This window comes from Pseudomonas putida (assembly GCF_002741075.1).
Lineage (GTDB): Bacteria > Pseudomonadota > Gammaproteobacteria > Pseudomonadales > Pseudomonadaceae > Aquipseudomonas > Aquipseudomonas putida_T.
In genome coordinates, this window is the sequence record NZ_CP016634.1 from 4,573,899 (window position 1) to 4,597,928 (window position 24,030).

Below are 24,030 nucleotides of genomic sequence, written 5' to 3' on the forward strand. Positions count from 1 at the left end.
TGGTTCGAGGCTTGAAACTTAGAGTTTGATGAAGTGTTCGCGGTAGTGACGCAATTCGGCGATCGACTCGCGAATATCGTCCAGCGCGAGGTGGGTCCCACCCTTCTTGAAGCTGTCACGCACCTGCGGGGCCCAGCGTGCGGCCAGTTCCTTGAGGGTGGAGACGTCCAGATTGCGATAGTGGAAGAACCCTTCGAGCTTGGGCATATGGCGATAAAGGAAACGGCGATCCTGGCAGATGCTGTTGCCGCAGATCGGCGACTTGCCCTTGGGCACCCACTGCTCGAGGAAGGCCAGGGTCTGCGCCTGGGCCTCTGCCATGTCGATGCGGCTCTCGCGCACACGCTGGGTCAGGCCGGAAGCACCATGAGTACGGGTGTTCCAGTCGTCCATACGTGCCAGCACTTCATCGCTGTGGTGGATGGCGATCACCGGACCTTCGGCCAGCGTGTTGAGCTCACTGTCGGTGACAATGGTCGCCATCTCGATGATGACGTCGTTGTCCGGATCCAGACCGGTCATTTCAAGATCGATCCAGATCAGGTTCTGTGCGTTTTGCATGAAGGGGCTCCTCGAATAGGCCGTCATTTTAGCCCACACGAGCCCCCAGGCGGTTAATTCTGCTCGGCACCGGACGAATTCACCGGTGCCTTCAGGCTCAACCCCAGCAATACCACGACCCAAGGCATCAGCCACATGGCACGCGTGCGCTCCCACAGGCTGAAGACATCGAACTGCATGGCGACGCTGGCGAAAACCCAAAGCAGCAGCACCGAAAGGCCCAACTGGGTATGACGGGTGCGCCAGGCATGCACACCCAGCGTGACCCAGAGCCAGCACCAGACCAGCAAAGCAGGCACGCCATACTGCATCGCTGTATGCATCAGGAAGTTGTGAACGTCCATGTCGGTCGGACGGCCCCATAGATGAAGCTCATAGTTCCCGCCATAGCCAAGACCGATCCAAAAATGATCCTGCAGGATCGGCCAGGCACTCTGCAGCAACTCGAAGCGCCCCGAATCCCCACGCGCCAGCAAGGTCGGCTCGAGCCAGGCCAGCATCGCACCTGCGGCCAGGACCAACAATGCAATCCACCGGCCACGGCGGCCAGCCAGTAAAACCATGTAGAACAGCGCCACGACCATCAGACCCAGCAGTGTTCCTCGGCTCGCGCAGAACCCAATGTAGACCAGTGGCGGGATCTGAAGCAGCAGCCAGCCCATGCGCCAGGATCGTGCTGCCGGAAGCAAGGGCAACGCCAGCAACATCAGGAAACCGGTGGCATACGCCGCGGCATTGGGGTTGTCGAGAAATCCACCAAACCCGCTCATGCGCCCGAATACCGGCTTCAGCCACAGCAAGGCAGCGATGCTGTACAGGCTGTTAAGCACCCCCAGCACCATCATGGTGCCCCGCAGGCGCTGCTCACTCATCCGCGCCCACAACACCCAGCCGCAGACCAGCAGACAGAACAGCAGCAAGCGCTTGAGACGGGACAGCTGTTCGCCCGCCTCGCCGTTCCAGAACAACGAAAGGCCAGCCCAAACCAGCAGCACCAGGAACAGCCGCGCCTCGATCCTTTCGCGCAACAATTGCTTGAGACTTGCCGGGCGGCTGATGACCAGCCACAAGGCCGGCAGGTAGACGAACAGCACCAGCAGCGTGTGGTAGAGCTTCATGGTGGGGGTCAGGAACACGCCACCGATGCTCCAGAACACGCCAATCCCAAGCATTATCTCGGCAACCCTGGCAGCTCGCCCCTCGCCCACACGAACCGGCGGCCGCCAAACGTTCCAAGCCTGCAGCAAATTTTGTTTTGTAGAGAACATCTGATCACTCACGGAACTTGAACACCAACTGGCGAATGCGTCGCCAGGTCACACGATTCCAGCGCCACGGTGGAATTTTCATCAACAGCCCAAGCGCATAGCCTTTTTGCGATACCACCGAGTGCTTGAGCGCCTTGTTCATCACACAGGTCAACCCTGGCAGGTAGCCGGGGTGGTCTTGGTAAGGAGCAATTGCCATCAGGTCATAGTCGAGCTGACGCTTGTAGGCTGTCGTCGACATGTTGCCGGGGTGCTTGCGATACAACGTCACCAGGTCAGGCAGAATATCCACGCGATAACCCAGATAGGCGATCTTCAGGGTCATCTGGAAGTCCTGGATACGAATCTGCGGGTCGTACCCGCCGACGCGGTCAATGGCCTCGCGTCGGTACATGGCCACCGGCGCCCCCACCGCACGGGCAGTGGCCAGTAACTCGGCAAAACTGAATGCGCGTATCGGCTTGCACTTTTCAGCCTTCAGGCGTCGACCGTTGGCGTCTACATACACCACCCCCGCCCCGACGCACCCAACCTCGGGATGTTGCTCGAGGTAGGCGACCTGCAGCGTCAGACGGCCCTGCAACATGACGTCGTCGGAGTCCGGCGTAGCGATATATTGACCACGGGCATACTTGAGCGCTGTATTGAGCGCGGCGCTCACGCCTTGGTTCTGCTGACGGTAGAACTGGAAGCCATAGCGCTCGCGCAAGGCCTCGATCCGCTGCGCGCTACCGTCCTGTGAACCATCGTCTACTACGATGAGTTCGAAATTCGGGTAATCCTGCTCAAGGATGCTCAGCAAAGCTTCCTCGATGTACTGCTCGCGGTTGTAGCAAGGCACGAGCACGGAGACCAAGGGCGCGTCCACGCCACCGTCGGCATCAGGCCCCCATGATGGACGAATGCTCAAGCGCCCGACCTCCAAAGCAATACCTCCGATCCGAGGCCAGCCACCCGACTCAAGAAATGTTGCGACAGAATACGATCACGCATGCCCTTGAGCATGTAGCGCAACGCTGGACTATCACCGTGGAAAACTCTAATCAGCATGTCCATCAGGCACTATTTTGCGGCCTTCCCCCGCTCCTTGGTTATTGCGTGGCAGGCCATCACTTGAAAATCCTGCGTGTCGAGTCTGCAGAGCGGCAAGATGCCAGCTCCTGATGCAGGGCGGCATCGTCGCACAATGGCAAATGGATGCCTAGGGAAACTCCGCGGCCGTCAGACGCCTACCGCAGGGTGGGTGTTTCCCTGACTTTTTCACACTTTATATATATGTAGCCATTTCTATAGAAATAGCAGCTTTCGCCGCGCAATTGGCAGCAAAACGGTAACCAGATAAGGCGGCGGCTCCGAGCGTGCTAAACTGCCAGCCGTTTTTCTTTCTGCACCGCCAACACGGAACCTTCATGGCCAAACGCCAGCTCAACCGTCGCCAGAACTGGCGTATCGAAAAAATTCAGGGCGAGCGCGCCGCTCGCGCCGCCAAACGTGAGCAGCATGCCCTGCAAGAATTGGAAGGGGGCGATCTGGGCCCTGAGCAGTTGGGGCTGGTGATCGCTCACTTCGGTGTGCAGGTGGAGGTCGAGGCGCAGGATGGCGAGGCCATCGGCCAGGTGTTTCGCTGCCACCTACGGGCCAACCTGCCGGCGCTGGTCACCGGCGACCGGGTGGTATGGCGAGCGGGCAACCAGGGCAACGGCGTCATCGTCGCGCAGATGCCCCGTACCGCCGAGCTGTGCCGACCGAACAACCATGGTCAGCTCAAGCCCGTGGCGGCGAATGTCGACCTGATCGTGATCGTCTTCGCCCCTGCCCCCGAACCCCAGGCCAATCTGATCGACCGCTATCTGGTCGCCGCCGAACATGCCGGCATCCGTCCGCTCTTGCTGCTGAACAAGGCCGACCTGATCGACGAGCAGAACGGCCCGACCATTGAGGCTCTGCTGGCCGTCTATCGCGACCTGGGTTATCCCCTGCTGGAAGTCTCGGCTCATCAGGGCGAGGGCATGCAGCGCCTGCAGCAGACGCTGGACAAGCACATCAGTGTGTTCGTCGGCCAGTCCGGGGTCGGCAAATCATCGCTGGTCAACAGCCTGCTGCCGGAGGTCAGGACCCGTGTGGGCGATCTGTCCGAATGGTCTGGCCAGGGCACGCACACCACCACCACAGCCCGCCTGTACCACTTCCCCAACGGCGGTGACCTGATCGACTCGCCCGGCATTCGCGAGTTCGGCCTGGGGCATGTCAGCCGTGACGATGTCGAGGCGGGCTTCATCGAGTTTCGCGAGCTGCTCGGTCACTGCCGCTTCCGCGACTGCAAGCACGACCGAGAGCCTGGCTGCGCCTTGCTCCAGGCCTTGGATGACGGTCGTATCAAGCCACAGCGCATGAACAGCTATCGCTCGATCATCGCCAGCCTGCCGCAAGACACCTACTGAGCCACACCCCTCCATGACAAAAAGGCCGCTCCTGCAGTGATTGCAGGAGCGGCCTTTTGTCGACTGGCCCAGCCCAGGTATCACTCCTGGGTGTTGTCCATTTTCAAAACACCATCTTCGAAGATGTTCAGCTTCTGACGCAGCTCACGCGGCTGCATCGGCGCCTGGGCTGTATCGCCCTGGCCCGGGGTGGCCGGTGCGCTAGCACCTGGCGCGCCATTGGCAGGTGGCGCCTGCTCGGTGGGCGCTGGGGCATCCGGCGTGCTCTGCTCGCCTTCGATGCTGCGCTGAGCCTTCTTGGTGAGGACGATGATGTCGATGCGACGGTTGACCGGGTTGAACGGGTCCTTACGGTCAAACAATGACGAGGAGGCGTAACCCACCACGCGTGCGACCTGCTCATCCGGATAGCCTCCGGCCACCAGCGCACGTCGGGCCGCGTTGGCGCGGTTGGCCGACAGCTCCCAGTTGCCGAACTCGCCGGTGCCGGCGTAGGGCTTGGCATCGGTGTGACCACTGATGCTGATCTTGTTCGGCACGGCCTTGATGGTGTCGGCCATGGCCAGCAGGATGTCTTCGAAGTATGGCTGCAGACGGGCGCTGCCCAGGTCGAACATCGGCCGGTTCTCGGCATCCATGATCTGGATGCGCAGGCCGTCCTGGGTGATCTCGAACAGGATCTGGTCCTTGAACTTCTGCAGTTGCGGGTTTTCCTCGACCTTGTTCTGCAGTTCCTGCAACAGCAACTGCAGGCGCTCCTGCTCGACCTGTTCGGCCAAGGTCTCGACCTTGTCCTTGTCCAGTTGGATGCTGGTATCGGGGGTCGGCTCGGATTTTTCTTCCGGGTTGATGGTCTTCTCCGGCGCCAGCTGTGGCGAACCGCCCAGGTCGATGACGTAGGGCGTGCCGCTCTCGGAGAAGCCTATTGGATCCTTGAAATAGCCGGCGATGGCGATCTTCTGCTCAGGCGTGGCAGTAGACAGCAGCCAGAGCACCAGAAAGAACGCCATCATCGCGGTGGCGAAGTCGGCGAAGGCGATTTTCCAGGCGCCGCCGTGGTGACCGTCGCCAAAGCGCTTGACGCGCTTGACGATGATGGGCTGATTGTTCTCCATGACTTAGCGACCGCGAACCGCTTGTTCCAGCTCGGCGAAGCTTGGACGGTGCGCCGGGTAAAGCACCTTGCGCCCGAACTCGACCGCCAGCGATGGCGGCATGCCAGAAGCCGAGGCCACCAGCGACGCCTTGATGGCCTCGTAGACGTTCAGCTCCTCCTTCGCGTCATGACGCAGGGCGTTGGCCAACGGGCCAAAGAACCCGTAGGCCGCAAGAATACCGAAGAACGTACCCACCAGCGCCGCGCCCACGTGCAGACCGATGGATTTCTGATCGCCATCGCCCAGCGATGCCATGGTCACGACGATACCCAGAACCGCAGCCACGATACCGAAGCCCGGCATACCATCGGCAATGCCTGTTACCGCATGGGAAGGATGTTCGAGTTCTTCCTTCATGTTCAGCAGCTCCATGTCGAACAGGCCTTCGAGTTCATGGGGCGCCATGTTGCCGGTGGACATGATGCGCAGGTAGTCGCAGATGAACGCGGTCATGCGCTCATCGCCCAGCACGGCAGGGTATTTGGCGAAAATAGGGCTGGCTGCCGGGTCTTCGATATCGCCCTCGATGGCCATCATCCCTTCGCGGCGGCTCTTGTTGAGGATCTCGTAGACCAGGCCCAGCACCTCCAGATAGAACGTGTGGGTGAAACGGGTGCCGAACATCTTCAGCGACTTCTTGATCACATGCATGGTCATGTGACCGGGGTTGGCCTGAAGGAACGCACCGAAGGCCGCACCGCCGATGATCAGCACTTCGAACGGCTGGATCAGCGCCGCGATCTTGCCGTGGGAAAGCACGTAGCCGCCGAGCACGCTCGCGAATACGACGATGATGCCGATAATTTTAGCCATAGGTTCAAAGCACTTGCTGTGGTGGACAGGGTCAGGGGCGGGAGCTTTAAAACTCTTCTTCTACTTATCGACAGAACTGCGCCAGACTATAGGCACAAAATGCGAAAAGCCAGTTCGGACTGATGTCAAAATGCCAATGGACGCTAAGGTACCAAGCCAGATTCCACCTACGCTCGATGCCTGGGTAAAACTGCTCGATGGCATCCGCCTGCCAGTGCCCAAGGAGAGTCACGATAGGGTGCTGGCCGCCATCAACGATAGCCGCCGCTCCCTGCGCGACATCGCCGAATTGATGCAGGACAGCCCTGCCCTGGTGCTTTCGGTGATGCGCGAGGCGAACCATCCGGCCAACGCCAGCCAGGCCGAACCCGCCGAAAGCCTGGAAGTCGCCCTCAACCGCCTGGGCCTTGCCCGCAGCGCGAGCCTGCTGGCACGTCTGCCTGCCGTACCTGGCGAAGAGATTCCACCGGTGCTGCGCCAGTTCCTGCTGATCAGCCAGCACGCCGCCCAGCAGGCCAGCGGCCTGTTCGCCAGCCGCCTGGCCCGGTTGTGGCAGGAGATTCACTGGGGCAGCCTGCTGTTCCTGTCACCGCTCTGGCCCCTGGCCCTGGCCTATCCCAAGCTGCTCGATGCCTGGGAACTGCGGGTCATCCACAAGGGCGAGGAAGCTGCCGAGGTTGAGCAGGAGCTGTTCGGCGTGCGCATCGTGACCCTGTGCCAGGCCATGGCCGAGCACTGGCGCCTGCCCGGCTGGGTGACCCAAGGCTATCGCCTGCTGCTCGATGAGCGCGAACAATTGGCCCAGGTCCTGAACATCGCACGCGAGCAGGATGCCCTCACCCAACAACAGCGCCTGGACGAAGAGCCCGGGCTGCGCCGCTGGTTCAACCAACCCGCCAACACCGTGCTGCTGGCCAACGGCCTGGCCTTGGCGGCGCAGGTGGGCTGGGACAATCCCCACCTGCTGCGCTGGCAGTTGCTGACGGCGTTGTACCTGCAGACCTCGCTCGATGATGTCCAGCAGCAAATTCACCAGCAAGCGGCGGCCAGCGCCCGGCATCACGCCCGACATGCCCTCTTCCATCCGGCCGAAGCCCTGCTCTGGCCCTGGCACCAGCGTCGCCCGCATCCGGACATGCTCACACCCGAACCGCCGACCAGCCAGGACCTTGAGCACTGGCGCAAGGTGTGTGGCGAGTTACTGACCCAACCCAGCCCGTTCACCACCAGCCTGCACCTCAGCACCCAGGCCCGCGAAGCCCTGCTGGCCTGCGGCATGCAGCGAATCATGCTGCTGGCGCTCGATAAAACCAATGAATGCCTGCGCGTGCAACAGACCGCCGGCCTACCCCAGGAAGCGGCCTCGCTCGTCCTGCCACTGGCCCAGAGCAAACTGTTGCAACGGTTGATGGGGCAGGCAGCGCAACTGCGCCTGACGCCAGAGAACCATGCCCAGTTCTCGGCGCTGCTGCCAGCGCCCTTGCGCGCGCTCCTGCCCAGCGAACATCTGTTGCTGCGCTCACTGGCAGTCAATGGCCAGGTGGTGATGTTGATGATCGCCGACCAAGGCGGCAGACCCATGGTCGATGTCAGCGTGCAGGCCTTCGGCAAGACCGCCCAATGTACCGAGCGCGCACTGTCGGCCTTTGCCAACCGCAACGCCTGAGCCTTAGGGTCTGTATGAAAAGTCTTGAGACGAAGGTCAGGCAAGGCGAAAACAGCCGAGGAACGGTCGGAGTCGCGCTCGACTTTACGGGTTGTAAATGAGCATTCCGAGGCTGTTTTCAACGCAGCATCACCGAGTATCAAGGCTTTTCGTACAGAGCCTAGGCTACAATCGCCTCCTCTATTCCACCCTGGAGATCGTGGATGACTGACTTTTACGGCTTGCCCCTGGTGATCGAACCGGCCGACCTGTTGCCGCGCCTGGAGTCGCCACAGCTGATCCTGGTCGATCTGACCAGCGCCAACCGCTATGGCAGCGGGCACATTCCCGGCGCCCGGTTCATCGACCCCAAGCGCACCCAATTGGGCCAACCTCCGGCACCAGGGTTGCTGCCGGCGCGGGCCGACCTGGAAAAGCTGTTCGGTGAACTCGACCACCGGGACGATGCTGTCTATGTGGTGTACGACGATGAAGGTGGTGGCTGGGCCGGGCGCTTCATCTGGCTGCTCGACGTCATCGGGCACAGCCGCTACCACTACCTCAATGGCGGCATCCAGGCCTGGCCCGCGGACAAGCTCAGCGTCGAAGTCCCTCCCAACACCGCAGGCCCGGTCAGCCTGCAGCTGCACCCAGAGCCCACCGCCACCCGCGAATACCTGCAAAGCCGCCTGGGCGCGGCCGACCTCGCCATCTGGGACGCTCGCAGCCCCGGCGAATACCGGGGGGAAAAAGTGCTGGCCGCCAAAGGCGGGCACATTCCCGGCGCGGTCAACTTCGAGTGGACCGCCGGCATGGACCTGAACGACCATCTGCGCATCCGCGCGGACATGGCCGATATCCTGAAACAGCTCGGCATCACCCCGGACAAGGAAGTGATCACTCACTGCCAGACCCACCACCGTTCCGGCTTTACCTATCTGGTGGCCAAGGCCCTCGGCTATCCTCGGGTCAAGGCCTACGCCGGCTCCTGGGGCGAATGGGGCAACCATCCGGACACGCCTGTCGAAGTTTGAAATTCCAAGGAAACCCAATGAAATCCCGCTTGTTCATCATCAGCCAGTACCTGCTGCCGCATCACCTGCTCTCGCGGCTGGCCGGCTGCATCGCAGAATGCCGTGCCCGCTGGTTCAAGAACGCTTTCACCGCCTGGTTCGCCAAGCGCTACCAGGTGAACATGTCCGAAGCACTGGTCGAAGACCTGACCGCTTATGAGCATTTCAATGCGTTCTTCACTCGCGCTCTGAAGCCAGGCGCCCGCCCGCTGGACGAAACCCCAGGCGCTATCCTCTGCCCAGCCGATGGTGCCGTCAGCCAACTCGGACCGATCGAACATGGCCGTATCTTCCAGGCCAAGGGGCACAGCTTCAGCGCGCTGGAACTGCTCGGCGGCGACCCTGTCCTGGCCGCGCCCTTCATGGGGGGTGAGTTCGCCACCATCTACCTGTCGCCCAAGGACTATCACCGCGTGCACATGCCGCTGGCCGGCACCCTGCGTGAGATGGTCTACGTGCCAGGCCGGCTGTTCTCGGTGAACCAGACCACCGCAGAGAACGTGCCCGAGCTGTTCGCCCGCAACGAGCGGGTCGTCTGCCTGTTCGACACCGAGCGCGGCCCAATGGCCGTGGTGCTGGTCGGTGCGATGATCGTGGCCTCGATCGAGACGGTCTGGGCAGGCTTGGTCACGCCGCCCAAACGCGAGCTCAAGACCTTCCGCTACGATGAAGGCAGCCGCGCGCCCATCCACCTGGAGAAAGGCGCCGAGCTGGGCCGCTTCAAACTGGGCTCGACCGCTATCGTGCTGTTTGGCCCAGAGCAAGTGAAGTGGACTGAAAGCCTGGGCGCCGGCTCCGCAGTGCGCATGGGCGAGTTGCTGGCTCTACCGGCCCAAGCCTGAGTCATCGCCATAAAAAAGGCCCCGCACATGCGGGGCCTTTTTTATGGCGCTACAAAAGCAGCCGCTAGCCTTAGCTACGCGCGTCGCGATCGCGCAGCCCCAGCAGATACAGCACGCCATCGAGCCCCAAGGTGGAGATCGCCTGCTTGGCCGACTGACGCACCAGCGGCTTGGCACGGAAAGCAACACCCAAGCCGGCCAGCGACAGCATCGGCAGATCGTTGGCGCCATCACCCACGGCAATGGTCTGCTCCAGCTGCAAGCCTTCTTCGCTCGCCAGCTGCTGCAACAGGTCGGCCTTGCGCTGCGCATCGACGATCGGCTCAACCGCTACGCCCGTGACCTTACCGTCGACCACTTCCAGTTCGTTGGCAAAGACATAGTCGATGCCAAGGCGCGCCTGCACCTGCTTGGCGAAGTAGGAGAAACCGCCAGACAGGATCGCAGTCTTGTAGCCCAGGCGCTTGAGCTCGGCGAACAGGTGCTCGGCGCCCTCTGTCAGGCGCAGGGAGGCGCCGATCTGGTCCAGCACGCCAACGTCCAGGCCCTTGAGCAAAGCCATGCGCTCCTTGAAGCTCGCTCGGAAATCCAATTCACCGCGCATGGCGCGCTCAGTGATCGCCGACACTTGCTCGCCCACCCCAGCGGCCTTGGCCAGCTCATCGATCACCTCGGCCTCGATCAGCGTCGAGTCCATGTCGAACACGGCCAGGCGCCGGTTGCGGCGGAACAGATCGTCCTTCTGGAAGGCGATGTCGACGCTCAGTTCCTCGGCCAGGGCGAAGAAGTCCGCGCGCAGGGCCTGAGCATCACTTGGCTCGCCGCGCACGGAAATTTCCAGGCTGGCCTTGCTCTTCTCGCACAAAGCGTCCAGCGAAACGCGCGCGGACAGGCGCTCGATACGTTCGATGGTCAGGCCGTACTGGCTGATCACCGCGCTGACCCGCTGCAACTGCTCAGGGGTGACCTTGCGGCTGAGCAACGTCACGATATGGCGCGCCTCGCCCTGGCTGTCGGCCCAATGCTGGTAATCGGCTTCGGAAATAGGCGTGTAGCGGGCCTGTAAATTCAGCGCATGGGCTTTGGCCTGCACGCTCTGCAACAGGTTGGTGGCCACTTCGTTGTCCGGAATATCGACCAGAATGCCGAAGGACAGGGTGCCATGCATCACCGCCAGGCCGATGTCGAGAATGTTCACACCGCCCTGGACCAGGACGCCGGTGATGGCCGCAGTGAGACCGGGACGGTCTTCACCAGTGATGTTGATCAGGACGATTTCGCGCAAGACCGGGCTCCGACTTCGATGAAAAATGCGCATTCTACCGATTTTCCGTGACCATCGGGCGCTACCGATACTTTGCCGACAAAACACGGCTCGCTATACTGCGCAACACCTTTTTCGCCATAAAGAGCCGCGCTCTGTGAACCGGCCCACGCCAGTCAAACCTGATAACTTCTTCCTGATGATCTTCCGAGCCCTACGCCAGCGCCGTGTTCCGCTGGCTCTGCGCATCGCCAGCCACAATATTTTCCTGGTGGCCCTGGCACTGGTGATCTACGCCTGCGTCATGGGTCTGCAGTTCAGGCAGGCCATGCATGAACAGGCCGACGCCCTCGGCCAGAGCCTGACCATCCAGACCGCCAACTCGGCGACTGAGCTGCTGGTGTCCAACGACATCCTCAGCCTCAACGTATTGCTGGGCAATCTGGTGAAGAACCCACTGGTGGCCCATGCAGCCATCTACAGCGTGGACAACCGCATGCTGGCCGAAGCCGGCCAGCGGCCGAGAAACGGCCTGCTGGGCGAGGCCGAAGGCCTCTACCAGACCAAGATCACCTTCCAGGACGTGACGGCCGGGCAGTTGCGCATCAGCCTGGACATGAGCCAGTTCCAGCAGCCGATGACCATCAGCATGCAGAGCATGGGCATCCTCGGCGCCATCCTACTGGCCTTGGCGTTGGCCCTGAGCCTGCGCCTGGGTCGCCACATCACCACGCCGCTCCTGCAGTTGCGCGTGTGGTTGCGCGACCCGCACCCCTATACCCCTGCGACCGATCGTCAGGACGAGATCGGCGACCTGGCGCGCCAGCTGCACACACGCCTGGCACCGCCACCACCGCCTGAGCCTGAGGAAGTCGAAGAAGACTTCGAGGACCTGGAAGAAGTCGCCGTCGCCCCCAAAGTCACGGCAAAAGCCAAGGTCGCGACCGAAGACGATGAGGACGACGAAGCCTTCGCCGGCCTGATCGATGCCGAGGACAGCCACGCCAAGCCAGTCGCGGCAGTGTCCGACGAGCCGCAGTACAGCGCCGTGCTCGCCGTGCAGTTGGGCTCCCAGGAGCAACTGCGCCGTCTGCCCCGTACACGCCTGACCGAGCTGCTGGAGCGTTATCGCGACTGCCTGGAGCAGGCCGCGTCGCTGTATGACGGCCAAACCCATACCCTCAACGACGGCAGCACGCTGTTGCTGTTCCACAGCCGCGACTGTGGCGAGGACTATCTGACCAATGCTATCTGCTGCGGCGAGCTGCTACGGGCGCTGGGCCACGCGTTGCAGATCGAGGTGGCCGACAGCGGCATCACCCTGCAACTGCAATTGGGCCTGGTCCTGGCGGACGACCTGCAAGGGCTGGAGCAGATCGACCTGCTGATGACCGAAAAAGCTCAGGATGCCCTGGCGCTCTCACAACACAGCCGCAACCTGCTGCTGGTGGAGCGCAAGATCAGCGACGACGCGCTGATTCGCCAACGCGCCCGCATCCGCCCGATTGCCAGCCCCGAAGGGGCCTGCTGCGTCGAGCGACTGATGGAGCCCTACCCCTCGATGCTCGAACGCCAGTTGGCGCGTATGCACGAACGCCGGACCTGAGTTCGGGAAAGACCATGGTTGAGCCAGCGCACCGAAGGCGCTGGCAAAACCTGGGATGGGCCGTATAGCTGCCCTCAAATTCGCAACCGCTCCTACAGTTCGAAGCCCAGCACCAACTTCACGAAGCAATAAAAAAGCCCGCATCGCTGCGGGCTTTTTTGTGTCCATCGGTTTAGAACCGGTAGACCTCCATGTCGGTACGAATGGGCGAAGCCATCGGAATCTTTGGCTTCTCAGGCCCTTTCTTGACCTGGACCGGCGCTGTCTTGCGTTGAGGTGTGGATTCTTCGGCAATCGCCGGCTGGTTGGCCAGCGGCTTGACCGCCACACTGAGCTGCTCGGCCAGCTTCTGCAGCAATTGCCCCTGAGCCTGAACCTGGGACGACTCGGAGCCTTCGTGCGGCTGCTCCAAGTGGACGATACGGTTATCCCGTACCTTGCCGCGACGATCGAGCAGGCGCCACTGGGCGTCGAGGATGGCAGGCTGGTTCTTGCCCGAATCCAGCCGGGTAATCGACAGCAGCACTTGCACGTCCGGATTGAAACCGGCGGTCGCCGGTGCCAGGACCACGCGCTGGCTGTCCAGGCGCCAGGCCAGTTGACGAACCAGCAATTGGTCGATATCCGAAGACAGGCTGCCCGCCCAACGACCGTCGGTCGCCGAAGTCAGGCTGCCATCAGGCTGACGCTGCAGGAAGGTTTCGCGTTGCAGGTAATCGGCGACCGATACCGGGCCGAGCACAACCGCCAGACCGGCACTCTGCGAGGGCTGGCCTGGATCACCGCTGTCCAGCTGATACAACGCCACTGGCTGATGCATGCTGCATCCGCTCAGTCCCAGCAGACCTGTCATCAACAGCGCAAATGGAAGGCGCAGAAATTTCATTCATCCCATCCAAGCGGTCGCCCAAGGGAAACCGCAGTGATACTCATGTAGATTCTTACGGGCACACAGCCACGCCGGCACCGCAAGGGCACTATCATCCGCGAAATAACCGCCCGACTCCAGCATTTCTGCCTGAAATGACGCTGAAATTGCCGTTCCAGACAGACTGCCGGTTCAATCGGGACGTTCAACCGCCATGCCATCCACGCGCTGGAAGCCACGAGGAAGCTTGCTGCCACGCCGTCCCCGCTCGCCTTTGTAATGCTCAAGATCATCAGGCTTGAGAGATAGCGTACGCTTGCCCGCTTGCAATACAAGGGTCGCGCCCTCGCCAACGACCGCAAGGTCAGTGACAAATTCTTCACGGCTGGCGACCCGATCACCGGGTACTCCGATGATCTTGTTGCCCTTGCCTTTACCCAACTGCGGCAGGTCGCTGACCTTGAAGATCAGCAAGCGGCCTTCGGTGGTCACCGCCGCCAACCAATCCTGCTCACGGTCCGCCACCGGCCGTGGTGTCATCACCTTGGCACCGTTGGGCAGGCTGAGCAGGCCTTTGCCGGCCTTGTTCTTGGCCTGCAGGTCTTCACCCTTGACCACGAAACCGTAGCCGGCATCGGAGGCTACGACATAGAGCGCATCGTCATCAGGCAACAGCACGCAGTCGAAGCTCGCTCCCGGCGGCGGCGTCAGGCGACCGGTCAGCGGTTCGCCTTGCCCGCGGGCCGATGGCAGGCTGTGGGCTGCCAGCGAATAGCTGCGCCCGGTGGAATCGATGAACACGGCATACTGATTGGAGCGACCAGCGGCAGCGCCCTTGAAACCATCCCCGGCCTTATAGGACAGGCCTGTGGCATCGATGTCATGCCCTTTGGCGCAGCGTACCCAGCCCTTCTCGGAGAGCACGACGGTGACAGGCTCGGTCGGCATCAGCTCATTTTCCGAGAGTGCCTTGGCCTCGGCACGCTCGACGATCGGCGAGCGGCGGTCGTCGCCGTAGGTCTCGGCATCCTTGATCAGCTCGCTGCGTACCAGCTTACGCAGCTTGGCATCGCTGCCCAGCAGGGCCAGCAGCTTGGCCTGCTCCTTGAGCAACTCGTCTTGCTCGCCGCGGATTTTCATCTCTTCGAGGCGCGCCAGCTGACGCAGACGGGTCTCGAGGATGTAGTCGGCCTGGACCTCGGTAAGGTCGAAGCGGGCAATCAGGGCCTGCTTGGGCTGGTCTTCGGTGCGGATGATATGGATGACTTCATCCAGGTTGAGGAACGCCGTGAGCAAGCCTTCCAACAGGTGCAGGCGTTTCTCGACCTTCTCCAAGCGGTGTTGCAAACGACGGCGGACGGTACCGATGCGGTACTCCAGCCATTCGAGCAGCAAGGCGCGCAGGTTCTTCAACTGCGGCCGGCCGTCCAGACCGATGATGTTGACGTTGACCCGGTAGCTGCTCTCGAGCTCTGTGGTGGCGAACAGGTGCTGCATCAGTTCGTCGGCATCCACGCGGTTCGAGCGAGGGATGATGACGATGCGGCAGGGGTTCTCGTGATCCGACTCATCGCGCAGGTCGGCGACCATCGGCAGCTTCTTGGCCTGCATCTGCGCAGCGATCTGCTCCAGCACCTTGGCACCGGAGACCTGGTGCGGCAAGGCCGTCACCACGATGTCGCCATCTTCTACCCGGTACACGGCGCGCATGCGGATCGAGCCACGGCCGCTCTCATAGATTTTGAGGATCTCGGCACGCGGTGTGACGATCTCGGCCTCGGTCGGATAGTCCGGCCCCTGGATGTGCTCGCACAACTGCTCGATGGTGGCCTTGGGCTCGTCGAGCAGGCGCACGCAAGCGCTGGCGACTTCACGCAGGTTGTGCGGCGGCACGTCGGTGGCCATGCCCACGGCGATGCCGGTGGTGCCATTGAGCAGGATGTTCGGCAGGCGCGCCGGCAGCACGGCAGGTTCCTGGAGGGTGCCGTCGAAGTTCGGCACCCAGTCGACAGTGCCCTGGCCCAACTCACTGAGCAACACCTCGGAATAACGCGACAGGCGCGCCTCGGTGTAACGCATGGCGGCGAACGACTTCGGATCGTCTGGCGCACCCCAGTTGCCCTGGCCATCGACCAGGGTATAGCGGTAGCTGAATGGCTGGGCCATCAGCACCATGGCCTCGTAGCAGGCCGAGTCGCCATGGGGGTGGAACTTGCCGAGCACGTCACCGACGGTGCGCGCCGACTTCTTGTGCTTGGCGTCGGCATCGAGCCCCAACTCGCTCATGGCGTAGACGATGCGGCGTTGCACCGGCTTCAGGCCATCGCCGATATGCGGCAAGGCACGGTCCATGATCACGTACATGGAATAGTTGAGGTAGGCCTGTTCGGTGAAGTCAGCCAAGGAACGGCGTTCGACGCCTTCGAGACTGAGTTCCAGTGAGTCGCTCATGCGGGCCTCGTCATTTCAAGTTCTAGCGCGGCGACAAGACGCCGCCGCGCCGGGTAAATTCAAATCAGCCGGCAAGCCTATGGCTTGGCGTTCCAACCGCCCTCGGGGGCCGCGAATCGCCAGACGATCGGGCGAGCCTCGCCATCGGCACGGTCGCCGTTGTTGTTGTCCACACCGACCCAGGCGCCTTTGGCATCGATCACCAGGGCCTCGGCCAGGCCATACGGCTGGTCGTAGCGGCGCGATTCCACCAACGCATCGGCGGCGAACGACCAACAGCGCTCGACCTGCCCGCTGTCGCTGTCGCGACGGCAGATGCGATAGGCGTTGCGTTCGAGGGTGTACAGCTTGCCCTCGTACCAGGCCAAGTCGGAGAAGTCCCGCGTCATGGCTTGGGGGCTGGGCATCTGCGCGGGCTGCATCTCGACACCCGCCTCGCTGAGCAGCACGCAGCTGCGCCCGCATTTCCAGACCGACTGCTGGCGCTCGACCAACAGCAACCCGCGTCGCTCACGCTCGGCCGCCAGCCACAAACGCTCCCCCGACGGGTGGATCGCCAGCCCTTCGAACAGCGCATTGAAGTGCAGCAGCATGCCACTGGCACGCGCCTGGCGAACCATGGCCGGGTCGATCTTCAACCAGTGCGGCTCACCGTCGACAGGCAGCTGCAGCACCGCCGCATGGGCCTCGCTGACCAGATAGAAGTTGCCACTCTGATCGCAAGTGATGCCTTCGAAGTCCAACTCGCCACCGCGGATGTAGGACGCCGCCCAGTTGCGCGACTTCAACCCCCAGGGCAGGCCGCTCTCCGGCACCGGTGGTGGCGTGAAGGACAGTGGCTGGGCACGCCAGGCTTGCGCCTGCTGATCGAGGCGGTAGATGCGGTCGTCGTCCCGGTCGGACACTGTCCACAAGGCACCCCGGCACCAGGTCAGGCCCGACAGGTTGCCGCCGCGCATGCCGTCGACCGGATGTTCCTCGCTCATCTTGAGCTCCGGCCAGTTGGCCGCCAGGCTCGGCAAGGCGACCAACAGCAGGCAAATCGCTGCAAGCAGGCGGGTCAAACCAGTACCTCGGCGAGGTTGCCCTTGGTCTCCAGCCAGCTCTTGCGATCGCCGGCGCGCTTCTTGGCCAGCAGCATGTCCATGATCTCGGTGGTGCCCTGCCCATCGTCCAGGGTCAGCTGGACCAGGCGCCGGGTGTTCGGATCCATGGTGGTTTCGCGCAACTGTGGCGGGTTCATCTCGCCCAGGCCCTTGAATCGGGTGACCTGTGGCTTGCCACGTTTCTTCTCGGCCACCAGACGGTCCAGGATACCGTCACGCTCCGCCTCGTCGAGGGCGTAGTAGATCTCCTTGCCCAGGTCGATGCGATACAGCGGCGGCATGGCCACGTATACGTGACCGGCCTCCACCAGCGGGCGGAAATGCTGGACGAACAGGGCGCACAGCAGCGTGGCGATGTGCAGGCCGTCGGAGTCGGCGTCGGCAAGGATGCAGATCTTGCCGTAACGTAACTGCGACAAGTCCGCAGCGCCCGGATCGACACCGATGGCCACCGCGATGTTGTGCACCTCCTGGCTGGCCAGAACTTCGCCACCGTCGACTTCCCAGGTGTTGAGGATCTTGCCGCGCAGCGGCAGGATCGCCTGGAACTCCTTGTCGCGCGCTTGCTTGGCCGAACCACCGGCCGAGTCACCCTCGACCAGGAACAGCTCGGCACGCATCGGGTCTTGGCCTGCGCAGTCGGCCAGCTTGCCGGGCAGCGCCGGCCCCTGGGTGATGCGTTTGCGCTCGACCTTCTTGCTTGCCTTCAGACGGCGTCCGGCGTTGCTGATGGCCAGCTCCGCCAGTTGCATGCCCAACTCAGGGTGGGCATTGAGCCACAGGCTGAACGCATCCTTGACCACACCGGAGACGAACGCCGCCGCCTCGCGAGACGACAGACGCTCCTTGGTCTGACCGGAGAACTGCGGTTCCTGCATCTTCATGGACAAGACGAAGGTGATGCGCTCCCAGACATCCTCAGGCGCCAGTTTGACGCCACGGGGCAGCAGGTTGCGGAACTCGCAGAACTCGCGCATCGCATCCAGCAGCCCCTGGCGCAGGCCATTAACGTGGGTGCCGCCCTGAGCGGTGGGGATCAAGTTGACGTAGCTTTCCTGGACGCTGTCGCCGCCCTCAGGCAGCCACAGCAAGGCCCAGTCGACAGCTTCCTTGTTGCCCGCAAGACTGCCGCAGAACGGCTCGTCAGGCAGGCGCACGAACTCGCTGACCGAATCGACCAGGTACGAGCGCAGGCCGTCCTCGTAATGCCATTCGATTTTCTCGCCGCTGGCCTTGTCCTCGAAGCTGACCAACAGACCCGGGCAAAGCACGGCCTTGGCCTTGAGCACATGCTTGAGGCGACTGATGGAAAACTTCGGCGAATCGAAGTACTTCGGGTCGGGGCTGAAGTAGACACTGGTGCCGGTGTTGCGCTTGCCTACAGTCCCGACCACCTCCAGCTCGCTGGCCTTGTAGCCATCGGCGAAGGTCATCTGGTACTCGGTGCCATCACGTTTGACGCGCACGCGGACCTGGCTGGACAAGGCGTTGACCACCGAAATGCCCACGCCGTGCAGGCCGCCGGAGAACTGGTAGTTCTTGTTGGAGAACTTGCCGCCAGCGTGCAGCTTGGTGAGGATCAGCTCGACCCCGGACACACCCTCCTCGGGGTGAATGTCCACTGGCATGCCACGACCGTCGTCGCACACTTCCAGCGAGTGGTCGGCATGGAGGATCACCTGTACCGAACGGGCGTGGCCAGCCAGGGCTTCGTCGACACTGTTGTCGATGACTTCCTGGGCCAGGTGATTGGGCCGGCTGGTATCGGTGTACATGCCCGGCCGCTTGCGGACCGGGTCAAGGCCCGAGAGGACTTCGATGGCGTCTGCGTTATAGGCGCTAGCGCTGGGATTGGCCATGGGTTCTCGTCGTCAGTCTGGTGAATGCAAAAAAGATCAAAATACAGAAAAATCGAGCGCCGCATACTGCCCACGCGCAATGTCGGCGAAGGCCAGCAATGCCGGAAGGCGCTCGGCAAAGCCTTGGAAACCGTGGTCGCCACCGGCCTGGATGCGCAGCGCACAGGCCCGGTAGTAGCGCTCGGCATGGCGATAATCCAGGGTTTCGTCGGCAGTCTGCAACCACACCTGGTAGCGGTTGGCATCCTGCGGTGGCGGCACCTCCAGCTCGGCCAGGGCTTGCACGTGATCCAGGGTCAGCTCCCAGGTCTCGTCGGTGTACAGGTTGCGCTGGGGGCCGAGGTATCCGTCGAACAGACGGTGCGGTCCTACCGCCGGGTTGATGAGCAGGGCCTTCAGGCCATGGCGCTCGGCCAGATAGGTGGCATAGTAGCCGCCGAGCGAACTGCCCACCAGCAACGGTTGACCCAGCTCGGCGATGGCCCCTTCGAGTTGGGCGATGGCCTGACGAGGGTGGTGATGCAGGGCGGGCACACGCAACTGATCGGCCAGGCCCAACTGCTGCATCACCGCTTCGAGCTGGAGCGCCTTCCTCGACAGCGGCGAGCTGTTGAAGCCATGGATATAAAGGATGGAACCCGACATGCTGCCCCCGGTGTGTACTGCGGCGCGCCCATCCGTGCGGGCGCAGGGACGCGCAGTGTAGCCTGTTCGCTGGGATTTGGCGCAGCTTCGGGCTTTTCGCAACAAATTCTTCAAGCCCCAAGCGGGGCGTCAGATTCGCAGTTAAGCCCGGGATCACCGTCAATCAATCCCTGTGGAAGCGGCCTTACCGCCCCATTAAACGCCAAAGGCCTCAGTACCCCGGACTGTTGAAGTCCAGCTTCACCGCAAAATCCCGGGCCCGCTCGACCCCGCTCTCGACTCGCCCATCGGGATGCAAGCGCAACCACCGGTACCCCGGCTGCTCCTCGCTGACCTGGAAGTCCTCGCTGCGGGGCGCGAACTGAATGCAGGTCGAGGGCGTGGCCAGCAGACGAATGCCTTCACGCAGCTCATCCCACGGCTGATGGATATGCCCCCAGAGCACTGCTTTCACCTGTGGATAACTGCGCAGACATTTCCACAGCTCATCGGCATTGCGCAAACCGATCGGCGCAATCCAGGCGCAGCCGACATCCACTGGCTGGTGGTGCAGGCAAATCAGACAGTGGCGCTCACCCGCGCCGGCCAAGGCCTGCTCCAGGACGGCCAGTTGACCGTCGGCAAGCCAACCATGGGTGGCATCAGGCACGTTCGAGTTGAGCATGACGATACGCCAGGCCCCAAGATCGGTGACCGCCCGCACCAGATCGCTATCCTGCGCGACCTGGGCCATGACCAGGGCCTCATCGTGATTGCCCGGCAGCCAGCGGCCAGGCGCATCCAGTACCGCGGTCAGATGGCGGAAGGCTTCATAGGACGCGACGCTGCCATCCTGGGACAGATCTCCGGTGCACAGGAGCAGGTCCAGGCGCGGTTGCTCACGGCGCACCTGTTCGACCACATGGCGCAAGCTGTCTCGGGTATTCATACCCAGCAGGGTGCCGCCAGCATTCGCGAACAGGTGGGCGTCGGTCAATTGCACCACGTGAAGGGGTGCCGAGGCTTGAGGGAGATTGGATTGCGGCAACGGCCGGCTCCTCGAACGGATTCAGCGCGATTATGGGATGCCGAAGGGGTTGGAGCAAAGGGCCGAAGCCGACCGCCGTCACATTTCAGCGAACGGCTTCCAACTCATGACCGCAGGCCAGGCAATGGCTGAGCCATTCGCCCAGGAACAGGTTGAGCTGCGCCTTTTCGTCTGGCTGGTGCATCGCCGCGTTGGGGTAGGGGTAGATGCTACGCAGGCGCCGGGTATGCTCGGCACTGACCACTTCAGCCATACGCGCATCGTGGTACACCTGCACCTCCAGGTGCGGCACCGGCAGCCACGGCAGGCTGTGCTCCTGACGCACGCGCAAGGTGGTGGTGTACGGGCAGGCCAGCAGCACATCGAGCACCAGCACACCCAGCATCTGGTCACCTTGGGTCATGCCGATGCGCCGCGAGCTCTGGGTGGTGCGCATGTCGGGCAACAGACGCATCAGGCGGGCATAATTGGCCTCACAGGCTGCCTGCAGCCCGGCCAGGTCGACCCGGTAGCGCTCGCGTAACAGGTTCACGACCACATCCCTCGCACTTCCGCCCGGTTCAGCGCCAGCCATTGCAGACCGATGATGGTCGCGGCGTTGCAGATACGCCCATCCCGCACAGCCTGTAGGGCGTCCTCGAACGACCAGACGCGCACCCGGATGTCCTCGCCCTCTTCCTCCAGACCATGCAGCCCGCCGGCGCCTTCGCTGGAGCAGCGGCCGAGGAACAGATGCACATACTCGTCACTGCCACCGGGCGAGGGGAAATAACGGGTCATTGGCCACAGTGCGCTGAAGGTCAGGCCGGCCTCCTCCTCGGCTTCACGGTGGGCGACCGCCTCAGGCTCCTCGGCCTTGTCGATGAGCCCAGCGACCATTTCGATCAGCCAAGGGTTCTCGACCTTGCCCAGGGCGCCGACGCGGAACTGCTCGATCAGCACCACCTCGTCACGTTGAGGATCGTATGGCAGCACGCAGACCGCATCGTGACGCACGAACAGTTCTCGGCTGATCTCACGCCCCATGCCGCCGGCGAACAGTTCATGGCGCAAGCGCACCCTGTCGAGCCGGTAGAAGCCCTGGAAGCAGTTCGCCTGCTCGACGATCTCGACCGCCTTGGGCACTGAATTCAACGTGTCTGACATGGGAATCCTCGTTACCTCGTCTACTGCATCGCGCCATCCTACTCTGCGAGCCGCCGTGTTTCATCCCTTTCCAGTGACCGTTCAGGCAGCCGGGACAGAGCGTCTCTACTCTGTTAGCTTAGTGGCGAACTGAAGGCCGCGCCGACGGTCGAAGCTCGACTCCATCTGTTCTGCAAGGATCATCATGACGCTTGTCAAACTGACTTCCGTGGCTGTGCTGGCAATGGCCCTTGGCGCCTGCCAAAGCCTGTTCGCGCCCAACTACCGAGCTCCGCTCGAGGTCAAGCGCGACGCCTGGGAACACGTCAAGCCCGGTTGCAACGAGAACGACTGCCCGCTGGTGAACATCGACACCATTCATTTCCCGGCCCTGCCCAAGCTCGATGCCATCGTCGAGCAGCGCTTGCTGCAACTGACCGAAGACAACCAACGCGGCACGGCGCCCACCTCGCTGCAAGCCTACGAGCAGCAATACCTGGCCAGCGCCGACAAGCGCAACAGCAGCTACCTGCAGGCCAAGGTACGCGAGCAGCATGACGGGCTGGTGATCATCGAACTGTCCAGCTACCTGGACAGCGGTGGCGCCCATGGCATGCCGGGGCGCGGCTTCATCAACTATTCGCGCAAGCTGGACAAAGTCCTGACCCTGCAAGACATGCTGCTGCCCGGCCAGGAGGAGACCTTCTGGAAGACTGTCGAGGAGTCACACCGCGCCTGGATGATCAGCACCGGCATGGACAAAGACCCCGAGTTCGTCAAGACCTGGCCCTTCCGCAAGTCCCCGCACGTGGCACTCACCTACGGCGCGGTAGTGGTCAAGTACGAGGTCTATGCCATTGCGCCCTATTCCATGGGCCACATCGAACTGAAGATCCCCTACCCGCGCCTCAATGGTGTGCTCAAGCCCGAGCTGTTTCCTGGCCGCGGCTGAGGCTCAGCAGGCCATGCAGCACCCCTGCCAGCAGCAGTGCCGGCAGGGTCGCCCCAAGCTCCGGCGCGACATTGGCCATGAAGTGATACGCCGCCACCCCTACCGCCCAGGCCACCAGCGCCTGCCAGTGTAGCCCGCCGATCGCGGCCGGCATCTGCCGACGACGAATGACGAAGTGGTCCATCAGCACCACCCCGAACAATGGCGCGAACACCGACCCGATCAACAGCAGGAAGTTCTGGTACTGCGCCAGCGGCGCCAGCAGGGCAATCAATGTGCACAACACGCCGATGGCCAGGGCCAGGTGCTCGATCTTCAAGCGCACCAACAAACCGGTAGACACCGCCGCCGAGTGAATGTCGGCAAAAGCGTTCTCCGACTCATCCAGCAGAATCAGCAGCAGAGGGATACCCAGCCCCGCGCCCGCCAGGGCCAGCAGCAGTGCATTGACCTCACCGCTCGGCGCGAAGGCCAGGGTGTACGCCACGCCCAGGCTCATCAGCCAGGCATTGCCGATGAAAAAGCCCAGCGCCGTACCGCCGAACACGCGGCTGGCACGCTGGCCGAAACGCGAATAGTCGGCGATCAGCGGCAACCACGACAGCGGCATGGCGATGACGATGTCAAAGCCCACCGCCAACGACATCGAGCCGTCGCCCGCCTGGCGCCACAGGCCCGCCAAGTCCGCCTTGGCGAACAGGTTCCAGGTCAGCCACAGGCAGGCACCAAGCAGCAACCAGATACCCCATTTGCGCAGCACCTTGCGCACGAAGGTCAGCGGCCCGCTGACTGCCAGCAAAGTGGCCAGGGCGCCAAAGCACAAGGTCCAGAGCAGCGGGCTGCTCCAGCCGCTGCCCTCGCCGAATGCCCGGGTGCCGAGCAGGCTGGCAGCGTCGCGCATGACGATGATCTCGAACGAGCCCCAGCCCACCAGTTGCAATAGGTTGAGCAGCGCCGGCAGGCGCGCGCCATGGCGTCCCAGGCTCAGGCGCAGGGTGGCCATGGCCGACAGCCCGGTGTCGCTGCCGATGACGCCGGCCGCCGCCAACAGCAGCACGCCCACCGCAGTGCCCAGCACGATCGCCAACACCGAGCCTGCCAAGCCCAGGCCCGGTGCCAGCAGCCCGCCAACCTGCAGGACCATCAGGCCGATGCCGAGGGAGAACCAGAGGGAGAACAGGTCACGCGCCCCGAATTGGCGCTGCCCGTGGGGGACCGGGTGGTCGGGAGAGAAGTGGCTGGGGGTGGTCATCGGCAGATTTACCAGAATTGTTGTTAGGGAAACCGAGTCAAACTGACGAAGGGCACGGCCCTGTAGAAGGGGTTT

At 62.8% G+C, this 24,030-nt stretch carries 21 protein-coding genes; 6 read left to right on the top strand and 15 right to left on the bottom strand.

Annotated elements, in window-relative coordinates; genetic code table 11:
• Positions 1-18 precede the first annotated feature (18 nt).
• From orn to IEC33019_RS21405, 3 genes are all read right to left on the bottom strand, one after another.
• Positions 19-561, bottom strand: a complete 543-nt coding sequence (orn, locus tag IEC33019_RS21395) for an oligoribonuclease (RefSeq protein ID WP_070090483.1) — start codon at positions 559-561, stop codon at positions 19-21.
• A 53-nt stretch (positions 562-614) separates the two neighbouring features.
• The gene (locus IEC33019_RS21400) at positions 615-1,733 is read right to left on the bottom strand and encodes an O-antigen ligase family protein (protein WP_070090484.1); all 1,119 of its coding nucleotides are present in this window, start codon (positions 1,731-1,733) and stop codon (positions 615-617) included.
• A gap of 100 nt (positions 1,734-1,833) precedes the next feature.
• Positions 1,834-2,733 carry a glycosyltransferase family 2 protein gene (locus IEC33019_RS21405; RefSeq protein WP_244509661.1) on the bottom strand — a complete coding sequence of 300 codons (900 nt, stop codon included), beginning with the start codon at positions 2,731-2,733 and terminating at the stop codon, positions 1,834-1,836.
• 505 nt (positions 2,734-3,238) lie between these two features.
• Here IEC33019_RS21405 and rsgA point away from each other — a divergent pair.
• Positions 3,239-4,270, top strand: a complete 1,032-nt coding sequence (gene rsgA, locus IEC33019_RS21410; protein WP_070090485.1) for a small ribosomal subunit biogenesis GTPase RsgA — start codon at positions 3,239-3,241, stop codon at positions 4,268-4,270.
• Positions 4,271-4,350: 80 nt separating this feature from the next.
• Here rsgA and motB read toward each other — a convergent pair whose 3' ends face one another.
• Both motB and motA read right to left on the bottom strand, forming a co-directional pair.
• Positions 4,351-5,385, bottom strand: coding sequence for a flagellar motor protein MotB (gene motB, locus IEC33019_RS21415; RefSeq protein ID WP_070090486.1), 1,035 nt, complete (start codon positions 5,383-5,385; stop codon positions 4,351-4,353).
• A gap of 3 nt (positions 5,386-5,388) precedes the next feature.
• Entirely contained in the window at positions 5,389-6,240 is an 852-nt protein-coding gene (gene motA / locus IEC33019_RS21420) for a flagellar motor stator protein MotA (protein ID WP_043211996.1), read from the bottom strand.
• A 130-nt stretch (positions 6,241-6,370) separates the two neighbouring features.
• On the opposite strand from motA, the gene IEC33019_RS21425 reads away from it, so the two are divergent.
• From IEC33019_RS21425 to asd, 3 genes are all read left to right on the top strand, one after another.
• On the top strand, positions 6,371-7,906 hold the full coding sequence (locus IEC33019_RS21425; protein ID WP_070090487.1) for an HDOD domain-containing protein: 1,536 nt from the start codon (positions 6,371-6,373) through the stop codon (positions 7,904-7,906).
• Between the two features lie 203 nt (positions 7,907-8,109).
• Complete coding sequence (locus IEC33019_RS21430; protein ID WP_070090488.1) at positions 8,110-8,919, top strand: rhodanese-like domain-containing protein; 810 nt, start codon at positions 8,110-8,112, stop codon at positions 8,917-8,919.
• A 17-nt stretch (positions 8,920-8,936) separates the two neighbouring features.
• Complete coding sequence (gene asd / locus IEC33019_RS21435) at positions 8,937-9,800, top strand: archaetidylserine decarboxylase (protein WP_070090489.1); 864 nt, start codon at positions 8,937-8,939, stop codon at positions 9,798-9,800.
• 70 nt (positions 9,801-9,870) lie between these two features.
• Here asd and serB read toward each other — a convergent pair whose 3' ends face one another.
• On the bottom strand, positions 9,871-11,085 hold the full coding sequence (gene serB / locus IEC33019_RS21440; RefSeq protein WP_070090490.1) for a phosphoserine phosphatase SerB: 1,215 nt from the start codon (positions 11,083-11,085) through the stop codon (positions 9,871-9,873).
• 136 nt (positions 11,086-11,221) lie between these two features.
• Between serB and IEC33019_RS21445 the strand changes: the two genes are divergently transcribed.
• Complete coding sequence (locus tag IEC33019_RS21445; protein WP_070090491.1) at positions 11,222-12,670, top strand: histidine kinase; 1,449 nt, start codon at positions 11,222-11,224, stop codon at positions 12,668-12,670.
• Between the two features lie 172 nt (positions 12,671-12,842).
• Here the strand turns inward: IEC33019_RS21445 and IEC33019_RS21450 are convergent, their stop codons facing one another.
• The 8 genes from IEC33019_RS21450 to IEC33019_RS21485 form a co-directional block, all read right to left on the bottom strand.
• The gene (locus tag IEC33019_RS21450; protein ID WP_070090492.1) at positions 12,843-13,556 is read right to left on the bottom strand and encodes a PqiC family protein; all 714 of its coding nucleotides are present in this window, start codon (positions 13,554-13,556) and stop codon (positions 12,843-12,845) included.
• A 174-nt stretch (positions 13,557-13,730) separates the two neighbouring features.
• Positions 13,731-15,989: a DNA topoisomerase IV subunit A gene (parC, locus tag IEC33019_RS21455; RefSeq protein ID WP_070090493.1), complete on the bottom strand. Its 2,259-nt coding sequence runs from the start codon at positions 15,987-15,989 to the stop codon at positions 13,731-13,733.
• A 77-nt stretch (positions 15,990-16,066) separates the two neighbouring features.
• Positions 16,067-17,053 carry an esterase-like activity of phytase family protein gene (locus IEC33019_RS21460; protein ID WP_070090494.1) on the bottom strand — a complete coding sequence of 329 codons (987 nt, stop codon included), beginning with the start codon at positions 17,051-17,053 and terminating at the stop codon, positions 16,067-16,069.
• Complete coding sequence (gene parE / locus IEC33019_RS21465; RefSeq protein WP_070090495.1) at positions 17,050-18,954, bottom strand: DNA topoisomerase IV subunit B; 1,905 nt, start codon at positions 18,952-18,954, stop codon at positions 17,050-17,052. Before parE ends, IEC33019_RS21460 begins: the two co-directional genes overlap by 4 nt.
• Positions 18,955-18,990: 36 nt before the next feature.
• Positions 18,991-19,599 (bottom strand): YqiA/YcfP family alpha/beta fold hydrolase, encoded by a 609-nt coding sequence (locus tag IEC33019_RS21470; protein WP_070090496.1) that lies wholly within the window; start codon positions 19,597-19,599, stop codon positions 18,991-18,993.
• A 211-nt stretch (positions 19,600-19,810) separates the two neighbouring features.
• Positions 19,811-20,626: a 3',5'-cyclic-AMP phosphodiesterase gene (gene cpdA / locus IEC33019_RS21475; protein WP_070090497.1), complete on the bottom strand. Its 816-nt coding sequence runs from the start codon at positions 20,624-20,626 to the stop codon at positions 19,811-19,813.
• A gap of 85 nt (positions 20,627-20,711) precedes the next feature.
• Complete coding sequence (locus IEC33019_RS21480; RefSeq protein ID WP_070090498.1) at positions 20,712-21,164, bottom strand: DUF1249 domain-containing protein; 453 nt, start codon at positions 21,162-21,164, stop codon at positions 20,712-20,714.
• Positions 21,155-21,772: an NUDIX domain-containing protein gene (locus tag IEC33019_RS21485; RefSeq protein WP_070090499.1), complete on the bottom strand. Its 618-nt coding sequence runs from the start codon at positions 21,770-21,772 to the stop codon at positions 21,155-21,157. Before IEC33019_RS21485 ends, IEC33019_RS21480 begins: the two co-directional genes overlap by 10 nt.
• 184 nt (positions 21,773-21,956) lie before the next feature.
• Here IEC33019_RS21485 and IEC33019_RS21490 point away from each other — a divergent pair, with 184 nt between their 5' ends.
• Positions 21,957-22,703, top strand: a complete 747-nt coding sequence (locus IEC33019_RS21490) for an RsiV family protein (RefSeq protein ID WP_070090500.1) — start codon at positions 21,957-21,959, stop codon at positions 22,701-22,703.
• On the opposite strand, the gene cytX is transcribed toward IEC33019_RS21490, so the two are convergent.
• On the bottom strand, positions 22,672-23,955 hold the full coding sequence (gene cytX / locus IEC33019_RS21495) for a putative hydroxymethylpyrimidine transporter CytX (RefSeq protein WP_070090501.1): 1,284 nt from the start codon (positions 23,953-23,955) through the stop codon (positions 22,672-22,674). The two genes, IEC33019_RS21490 and cytX, sit on opposite strands and share 32 nt — an antisense overlap.
• Positions 23,956-24,030: the final 75 nt, after the last annotated feature.

Coding starts and splice junctions, on each gene's coding strand:
- asd (WP_070090489.1), top strand. CDS start 8,937: ATGAAATCCCGCTTGTTCATCATCAGCCAGTACCTGCTGCCGCATCAC.
- IEC33019_RS21430 (WP_070090488.1), top strand. CDS start 8,110: ATGACTGACTTTTACGGCTTGCCCCTGGTGATCGAACCGGCCGACCTG.
- IEC33019_RS21425 (WP_070090487.1), top strand. CDS start 6,371: ATGCCAATGGACGCTAAGGTACCAAGCCAGATTCCACCTACGCTCGAT.
- IEC33019_RS21490 (WP_070090500.1), top strand. CDS start 21,957: ATGACGCTTGTCAAACTGACTTCCGTGGCTGTGCTGGCAATGGCCCTT.
- parE (WP_070090495.1), bottom strand. CDS start 18,954: ATGGCCAATCCCAGCGCTAGCGCCTATAACGCAGACGCCATCGAAGTC.
- rsgA (WP_070090485.1), top strand. CDS start 3,239: ATGGCCAAACGCCAGCTCAACCGTCGCCAGAACTGGCGTATCGAAAAA.
- IEC33019_RS21400 (WP_070090484.1), bottom strand. CDS start 1,733: ATGCTTGGGATTGGCGTGTTCTGGAGCATCGGTGGCGTGTTCCTGACC.
- orn (WP_070090483.1), bottom strand. CDS start 561: ATGCAAAACGCACAGAACCTGATCTGGATCGATCTTGAAATGACCGGT.
- IEC33019_RS21450 (WP_070090492.1), bottom strand. CDS start 13,556: ATGAAATTTCTGCGCCTTCCATTTGCGCTGTTGATGACAGGTCTGCTG.
- parC (WP_070090493.1), bottom strand. CDS start 15,989: ATGAGCGACTCACTGGAACTCAGTCTCGAAGGCGTCGAACGCCGTTCC.
- motB (WP_070090486.1), bottom strand. CDS start 5,385: ATGGAGAACAATCAGCCCATCATCGTCAAGCGCGTCAAGCGCTTTGGC.
- motA (WP_043211996.1), bottom strand. CDS start 6,240: ATGGCTAAAATTATCGGCATCATCGTCGTATTCGCGAGCGTGCTCGGC.
- IEC33019_RS21485 (WP_070090499.1), bottom strand. CDS start 21,772: ATGTCAGACACGTTGAATTCAGTGCCCAAGGCGGTCGAGATCGTCGAG.
- IEC33019_RS21470 (WP_070090496.1), bottom strand. CDS start 19,599: ATGTCGGGTTCCATCCTTTATATCCATGGCTTCAACAGCTCGCCGCTG.
- cytX (WP_070090501.1), bottom strand. CDS start 23,955: ATGACCACCCCCAGCCACTTCTCTCCCGACCACCCGGTCCCCCACGGG.